At 72.4% G+C, this 2538-nt stretch carries 2 protein-coding genes; both read left to right on the top strand.

The window, feature by feature from the left end; translation table 11 throughout:
• Positions 1-507 precede the first annotated feature (507 nt).
• On the top strand, positions 508-2031 hold the full coding sequence (locus tag LCD31_RS09505) for an aldehyde dehydrogenase family protein (RefSeq protein WP_224957379.1): 1524 nt from the start codon (positions 508-510) through the stop codon (positions 2029-2031).
• Positions 2031-2438 carry a DUF779 domain-containing protein gene (locus LCD31_RS09510; protein WP_224957380.1) on the top strand — a complete coding sequence of 136 codons (408 nt, stop codon included), beginning with the start codon at positions 2031-2033 and terminating at the stop codon, positions 2436-2438. Before LCD31_RS09505 ends, LCD31_RS09510 begins: the two co-directional genes overlap by 1 nt.
• The last annotated feature ends 100 nt before the right edge of the window (positions 2439-2538 follow it).

The raw sequence follows: 2538 nt of genomic DNA on the forward strand, positions 1-2538 counted from the left end.
GCTCTGGCGGCGGCCCGCTCCATCCCCCCGGCACCACACCCCCCCCGGGGCGCCCCCCGGGGGGGGGGCGGGGGGGGGCGGGGGGGGGGCCCCCCGGGGGGGGCCGCGGGGGACGGGAGCTGCCGGGCGCGACGGCGCGGCCGGGTGCACCCCGCCGCGCGGGTGCGACCAGGCCGGGCGATGTCCGGACGCCACGGTGGACCAGCGTCGTCTCCTCTCCCCGCCGGGCGCCGCGGCCCGGCACCGCCGCTCGCGCGGCGATCGCATCGCTGAAGATCCAGAGCCGGTACGGTACCCAACCGCTCGCGCGCGGTCACGCTCGGAAGCTGCTCCACCGGTGCGGCGGAGCGCGCCCGATCGGCCCATCCTGGACCGTGACGCGCGCAACAGGCAAGAACGCTCACCCCATTGCCGCCGCCGGTCCGACGCGCGTGGGCAACGTCACTGCAACGTCGCCGCCCGTAACTTCGCGCCCAACACCGCACAACGTCGTACGGGAGGCACCAGATGACGCTCTACGCAGCTCCGGGAACCGCCGGCTCGGTGGTCGAGTACCGCTCGCGCTACGACCACTTCATCGGCGGCGAGTACGTGGCCCCCGCGAAGGGCGGCTACTTCGAGAACCCCACGCCGATCACCGGCAAGGTCTTCACCGAGATCGCCCGCGGCACCGCGGACGACGTGGAGCGGGCCATCGACGCCGCGGAAGGCGCCGCACCCGCCTGGGGCCGCACCGCCCCCGCCGAGCGCGCCGGGGTGCTGCTGTCCATCGCCGACCGCATGGAGCAGAACCTGGAGAAGCTCGCGGTCGCCGAGAGCTGGGAGAACGGCAAGCCCGTCCGGGAGACGCTGGCCGCCGACATCCCGCTGGCGATCGACCACTTCCGCTACTTCGCGGGCGCGCTGCGCGCCCAGGAGGGCACCCTCTCGCAGGTCGACGAGGACACCGTCGCCTACCACTTCCACGAGCCGCTGGGCGTCGTCGGCCAGATCATCCCGTGGAACTTCCCGATCCTGATGGCGGTCTGGAAGATCGCCCCGGCGCTGGCCGGTGGCAACGCCATCGTGCTCAAGCCCGCCGAGCAGACCCCGGCGTCGATCCACGTGCTGCTGGAGGTCATCTCCGACCTGCTGCCGCCGGGCGTGCTCAACGTCGTCAACGGTTTCGGCGTCGAGGCGGGCAAGCCGCTGGCGTCGAGCTCGCGGATCCGCAAGGTCGCCTTCACCGGTGAGACCACCACCGGGCGGCTCATCCTGCAGTACGCCAGCGAGAACATCATCCCGGTGACGGTGGAGCTCGGCGGCAAGAGCCCGAACATCTTCTTCGACGACATCGCCGCCCAGCGCGACGCCTTCTACGACAAGGCGCTGGAGGGCTTCGCCATGTTCGCCCTCAACCAGGGCGAGGTGTGCACCTGCCCGTCGCGGGCACTGGTGCAGCAGGGCATCTACCGGGACTTCCTGGCCGACGCGGTCGCCCGCACCGAGAAGATCAAGACCGGGCACCCGCTGGACACCGACACCCAGATCGGCGCGCAGGCCAGCAACGACCAGCTGGAGAAGATCCTCTCCTACATCGACATCGGCAAGCAGGAGGGCGCCAAGATCCTCACCGGTGGCGAGCGCATCGAGCACGGCGGCGAACTCGCCGGCGGCTACTACGTGCAGCCCACCATCTTCGAGGGGCACAACAAGCAGCGGATCTTCCAGGAGGAGATCTTCGGGCCGGTGCTGTCGGTGGCCTCGTTCACCGACTACGACGAGGCGATCAAGACCGCCAACGACACCCTCTACGGCCTCGGCGCCGGCGTGTGGTCCCGGGACGGCTCCACCGCCTACCGGGCGGGCCGCGACATCCAGGCGGGCCGGGTGTGGGTGAACAACTACCACGCCTATCCGGCGCACGCGGCCTTCGGCGGCTACAAGCAGTCCGGCATCGGCCGCGAGACCCACAAGATGATGCTGGACCACTACCAGCAGACGAAGAACCTCCTCATCAGCTACTCCCAGAGCGGTCCGGGGTTGTTCTGATGGGGGACGAGGACACGGGCACTCCCGCACGGGTGGCCGTGACGCCGGAGGCGGCGGATCTGATCCGCCGCCTCCGGGCGCAGCACGGCCCGGTGATGTTCCACCAGTCCGGCGGGTGCTGCGACGGCAGCGCCCCCATGTGCTATCCGCAGGGCGAGTTCCGCACCGGGGCGTCCGACGTGCACCTGGGCGACCTCGCGGTGGCCGACGAGAACGGCGATCCCGACCCGGTGCCGATGTGGATGTCCGGCGCCCAGTTCGAGTACTGGAAGCACACCCACCTCACCGTCGACGTGGTTCCGGGGCGGGGGAGCGGTTTCTCCTTGGAGGCGCCCGAAGGCGTGCGCTTCCTGATCCGGTCCCGGTTGCTCACCGACGAGGAGTGGGCCGGGCTCGGCGAGCGCTGACCGCCGGGGGGGGGGGGGGGGGGGGGGCGGCCGCGCCCCCCCCCCGCCCCGGGCCCCCGTCGGGGGGGGGGCGGGGGGGGGGGGCGGGCCGCGCCCCCCC

It is taken from the genome of Saccharopolyspora sp. 6M, from assembly GCF_020176775.1.
Lineage (GTDB): Bacteria > Actinomycetota > Actinomycetes > Mycobacteriales > Pseudonocardiaceae > Saccharopolyspora_C > Saccharopolyspora_C gregorii.